Source organism: Serratia sp. (in: enterobacteria), assembly GCF_046715635.1.
Taxonomy (GTDB): Bacteria; Pseudomonadota; Gammaproteobacteria; order Enterobacterales; family Enterobacteriaceae; genus Chania.
In genome coordinates this window covers 1-4,188 of sequence record NZ_JBKJYW010000102.1, presented here as the reverse complement: position 1 = coordinate 4,188, position 4,188 = coordinate 1, and the positions used below count along the sequence as shown (strand labels likewise).

Here is a 4,188-nt window from a genome sequence, read left to right as displayed (position 1 = left end):
CGATAGAGATGATACGGCCAAACCGCTTTTTCATCATAGCTCGCATTACCGCTTTTGACAGACGGAATACGGAAGTCAGATTGGTGTCCAGGATATCCTGCCACTCATCATCCTTCATTCGCATCAGTAGGTTATCACGCGTAATCCCGGCATTATTCACTAAAATGTCGATTTCGCCAAATTCCGCACGAATCGAGGTCAAAACGTTGTCGATAGATTGAGCATCAACCACGTTCAGCATATAGCCTTTGCCGTTCTCACCCAGATAGCTGCTGATGGCTTCAGCACCGCTCTCGCTGGTAGCGGTGCCGATAACCTTGGCGCCACGTGCAACAAACAACTCTGCAATAGCCCGGCCAATACCGCGGCTTGCGCCGGTGACCAGGACAATTTTCCCTTCGAAGCTCATGGTTATCCTCTTTTACTGTTCCAACGCCGCAGACAGGCTGGCAGTATCGTTAACCGCCGCCGCCGTCAAGGTGTCGACAATGCGTTTGGTCAGGCCGGTCAGCACTTTGCCTGGGCCCACTTCCAACAGCAGAGTCACACCCTCTGCCGCCATAAATTCTACGCTTTCCGTCCAGCGCACCGGGCTGTACAGCTGGCGAACCAACGCACTGCGGATAGCTTCTGACGCGGTCTCTGCGCGTACATCAACGTTATTGACCACTGGCACCAGCGGTGCGTTGAAGGTGATCTCTTGCAGCGCAACAGCCAGCTTATCGGCAGCCGGTTTCATCAGTGCGCAGTGCGAAGGCACGCTCACTGGCAACGGCAGTGCACGTTTGGCACCTGCCGCCTTGCAAGCCACACCGGCACGCTCAACCGCTTCTTTGTTGCCCGCGATAACGACCTGCCCCGGAGAGTTGAAGTTCACCGGTGAAACTACCTGGCCTTGAGCAGACTCCTCACAGGCTTTGGCAATTGAGGCGTTATCCAGACCGATGATGGCGTACATGGCACCAGTCCCTTCCGGTACCGCTTCCTGCATCAGCTTACCGCGCAGTTCTACCAAACGGATAGCCGCAGCAAAATCCAACACACCGGCACACACCAGCGCCGAGTATTCACCCAGGCTGTGGCCGGCCATCATCACAGGCATGTTACCGCCCTGCTGCTGCCAGACACGGAAGATGGCAACGGAGGCCGCCAACAACGCTGGCTGTGTCTGCCAGGTTTTATTCAGCTCTTCTGCCGGGCCAGCCTGCACCAACTGCCACAGATCGTAACCCAAAGCCGCAGAAGCTTCGCTAAAAGTTTGTTCCACAATGGGAAACTGTGCGGCCAAATCGGCCAGCATGCCAACGGTTTGTGAACCCTGGCCTGGAAAAACAAAAGCAGTTTGCGTCATTTTTTTATTCCTGTTGAATCAAAAACGAACCAGCGCCGAGCCCCAGGTAAAGCCACCGCCGAATGCTTCCAGCAACACCAACTGACCACGCTGGATGCGCCCGTCGCGTACGGCTTCGTCGAGCGCCGAAGGTACCGAGGCGGCAGAGGTGTTTCCGTGACGATCGAGCGTCACCACCACTTTCTCCATCCCCATACCCAGTTTTTTTGCCGTTGCGCTGATGATGCGCAGGTTGGCCTGATGCGGAACCAGCCAATCCAGTTCGCTGCGGTCAAGTTCGTTGGCCTTCAGCGTTTCATCAACGATATGTGCCAGTTCGGTGACTGCCACTTTAAACACTTCGTTACCCGCCATGGTGACGTAGGCAGGCTGCTCCGGGTTCTGACGATCTTTATTCGGCAGCGCCAGCAGATTGCCATAACGGCCATCCGCATGCAGATGGGTAGAGATAATGCCCGGCTCCTCTGAAGCCCCCAGCACTACCGCGCCTGCACCGTCGCCAAACAGGATGATCGTGCCACGATCTTCAGGATCGAGCGTGCGCGACAGCGCATCTGAGCCGATCACCAGCGCATGTTTTACCGCGCCGTTCTTCACGTACTGATCGGCCACGCTCAAGGCGTAGGTAAAGCCAGCACAGGCCGCCGCGATATCAAACGCCGCGCAGTCCTGAATGCCCAGCATCTGCTGCACCTGGCAGGCAGAACTTGGGAACGCATGGCTCGAGGTGGTGGTAGCCACCACGATCAGGCCGATATCTTCTTTAGCCACACCCGCCATTTCCAGCGCGTGAGACGCAGCGTGGAAGCTCATGGTTGCCACGGTTTCATCCGGGGCAGCGATACGACGTTCACGAATACCGGTGCGAGTCACGATCCACTCGTCAGACGTATCCACCATTTTTTCTAAGTCAGCGTTGGTGCGCACTTGTGCGGGTAAGTAACTCCCCGTACCGAGAATCTTTGTATACATGAACGATCAGTCACTCTTGGGTAATACAGCTTCAAGGCGCGCAGCAATCCTGTCCGGAACTTGCCGCTGCACCGCCTGTACAGCCTGTTCGATTGCCACCGCGAACGCGTTTTGGTTCGCGGCGCCGTGGCTCTTAATCACGGTTCCCCGCAATCCTAACAGACATGCACCATTATACTGGTCGGGGTTCAGATGACCAAAACGCCTTGCCACCCTTTTTTGTAACCAACGACCCAACAATTTTAACCACCACGCCTGCTTCCCCCCTTCGGAGGATGACTTGAGTAGTGACAAGAACAGTCTTATCACACCTTCCATGGTTTTCAGAGTGACGTTGCCAACAAAGCCGTCGCAGACCATCACATCGGTTTTGCCGGTGAGCAGGTCGTTGCCTTCCAGATAACCAATATAGTTGATTGCCTGCGTTTTTTTAAGCACGGCGGAGGCTTCGCGGATATTATCCAGACCTTTGGTTTCTTCTTCGCCGATATTGAGCAGCGCCACACGTGGCTGCGCGATACCCAATACCTCTTCCGCCATCACTGCACCCATTACCGCGAACTGCACCAGCATCGTGCTGTCGCACTCTACGTTGGCCCCCAGATCCAGCACCACGGTTTTACCGCGCTGTTGGTTAGGTATCACGGTCATCAACGCCGGACGTTCAATACCGTCCAACGGTTTAATCAGCAGCTTGGCCAGCCCCATCAACGCTCCAGTATTCCCTGCACTGACACAAGCCTGTGCCTCACCGCTTTTAATCAACTCCAGCGCAATACGCATAGAGGTGCCTTTGCTGGCCCGGATCGCTTGTGAAGGCTTGGCGTCACCGGCAATAACCGATTCGGCAGGTACGACTTGCAAGCGTTCCAGGACAGACGGATCGGCTTTGGCAAGTAACGCAGAGATGATGTCGGGATCGCCGACTAACAGGAGATGAAGCTGTAAATTAGAGGCCAGTGCCTGCAATGAAGCAGGCACTGTGACGCAGGGACCGAAATCCCCGCCCATTGCATCTAACGCCAGGGTTAGACGAGTCAAAGTATCGCTGACTTAGCCGATAACCTTGCGACCGCGGTAGAAACCGTCGGCAGTGATGTGGTGACGACGATGAGTTTCACCGGAAGTCGCATCTACAGACAAGGTGGTGGTGGTCAGAGCATCGTGTGAACGACGCATGCCACGTTTGGAACGGGTTGGTTTATTTTGTTGTACGGCCATGGACCTTACTCCTCGATTACTTACGCTTTAAACTGGCTAATACGGCAAATGGATTTGGTTTCTCCGCCTCAGGAGGCAGTTTGCCAAACACCATGTCCGCTTCGGACACTTCACAGTGTTCAGATTCATGTACCGGAACGACAGGCAGTGAAAGAATAATTTCGTCTTCAATCATTGCCAACAGATCGACTTCGCCAAACTCGTCAACTTCGATCGGTTCGTACGCTTCCGGTAATGCCTCAGCCTGCTCATCATTGACGACCGGGCTAAAACAATATGTTGTGTGGACCTGATGGGCAAACGGGACACCACAGCGTTGGCACATCAGCGTTACCGCGACGTCCGCCTGCCCTGTTATCACCGCGAGGCGCTGGTTATCGATATCAAACGACAACTGCACTTCGACATCACTGTCCACACTGACCACGGAGTCGGCAACACGTGTAACCAACTCAGGCGCGTAGGAACCAATATAGTCCAGGCGTTTCTGAGCGGTACGTACCGCATCAATGGTCAAGGGTAATTTTACCTTTTGCATAGGGCGCGCATATTAACTTTGTAACGTCATAGAGTCAAAGAAAAAGGCCCTAAAACGGCACCTTTCACCAATATTCGCTTCCAGAGCGGCCGACAGTTTAAGATGA

Annotated in this window: 6 protein-coding genes; all 6 read right to left on the bottom strand. The window is 54.5% G+C overall.

Translation table 11 applies throughout. The annotated features are described in order from the left end of the window. On the bottom strand, positions 1-409 hold a 409-nt coding region (locus ACLQ7H_RS05055), incomplete at its 3' end, for an SDR family NAD(P)-dependent oxidoreductase (RefSeq protein ID WP_411751729.1). Between the two features lie 12 nt (positions 410-421). Next, positions 422-1,351, bottom strand: coding sequence for an ACP S-malonyltransferase (fabD, locus tag ACLQ7H_RS05050; RefSeq protein WP_411751728.1), 930 nt, complete (start codon positions 1,349-1,351; stop codon positions 422-424). An 18-nt stretch (positions 1,352-1,369) separates the two neighbouring features. Beyond that, the gene (locus tag ACLQ7H_RS05045) at positions 1,370-2,323 is read right to left on the bottom strand and encodes a beta-ketoacyl-ACP synthase III (RefSeq protein ID WP_411751727.1); all 954 of its coding nucleotides are present in this window, start codon (positions 2,321-2,323) and stop codon (positions 1,370-1,372) included. A 6-nt stretch (positions 2,324-2,329) separates the two neighbouring features. Beyond that, positions 2,330-3,364, bottom strand: a complete 1,035-nt coding sequence (gene plsX, locus ACLQ7H_RS05040) for a phosphate acyltransferase PlsX (protein WP_411751726.1) — start codon at positions 3,362-3,364, stop codon at positions 2,330-2,332. Between the two features lie 12 nt (positions 3,365-3,376). Then, positions 3,377-3,544: a 50S ribosomal protein L32 gene (gene rpmF, locus ACLQ7H_RS05035; protein WP_004943042.1), complete on the bottom strand. Its 168-nt coding sequence runs from the start codon at positions 3,542-3,544 to the stop codon at positions 3,377-3,379. 16 nt (positions 3,545-3,560) lie between these two features. Then, positions 3,561-4,082, bottom strand: coding sequence for a 23S rRNA accumulation protein YceD (gene yceD, locus ACLQ7H_RS05030; protein ID WP_411751725.1), 522 nt, complete (start codon positions 4,080-4,082; stop codon positions 3,561-3,563). Positions 4,083-4,188: the final 106 nt, after the last annotated feature.

What these genes read in the sequence shown, in the direction of transcription:
- fabD (WP_411751728.1), bottom strand. Translation starts at nt 1,351, where the DNA reads ATGACGCAAACTGCTTTTGTTTTTCCAGGCCAGGGTTCACAAACCGTT.
- ACLQ7H_RS05045 (WP_411751727.1), bottom strand. Translation starts at nt 2,323, where the DNA reads ATGTATACAAAGATTCTCGGTACGGGGAGTTACTTACCCGCACAAGTG.
- rpmF (WP_004943042.1), bottom strand. Translation starts at nt 3,544, where the DNA reads ATGGCCGTACAACAAAATAAACCAACCCGTTCCAAACGTGGCATGCGT.
- yceD (WP_411751725.1), bottom strand. Translation starts at nt 4,082, where the DNA reads ATGCAAAAGGTAAAATTACCCTTGACCATTGATGCGGTACGTACCGCT.